1 protein-coding gene is annotated in these 329 nt (G+C 76.0%); it reads left to right on the plus strand.

All coding sequences use genetic code 11. From position 1 onward, the window contains the following. On the plus strand, positions 1-329 hold a 329-nt coding region (locus PUR61_RS17165; protein ID WP_329879728.1), incomplete at both ends, for a polyketide synthase dehydratase domain-containing protein.

The following is a 329-nucleotide window of genomic DNA, read 5'->3' on the forward strand; positions in this document are numbered from 1 at the left end:
GCCAGCCCGAGGACGGCGACGCCGAGACCTGGAGCACCCACGCCGAGGGCACGCTCGCCCCGGCCGCCGGGGTCGACGCCGACCTCAGCCTGATCGCCTGGCCCCCGAGCGGTGCCGATGAGATCGCGATCGACGGGCTGGACGAGGCGTTCGCCGACGCGGGTCTGTCCTACGGTCCGGCGTTCCGGGGCCTGCGCCGGGCCTGGCGGGCCGGCGGGACGGGGTTCGCGGAGGTTGCGGTCGACCAGCCGACCGACGGGTACGGCATGCACCCGGCACTGTTCGACGCGGCGTTGCACGCGATCGGCGCGGGGGAACTGCTGCCGGAC

This window comes from Streptomyces sp. BE20 (assembly GCF_036322525.1).
Taxonomy (GTDB): Bacteria; Actinomycetota; Actinomycetes; order Streptomycetales; family Streptomycetaceae; genus Kitasatospora.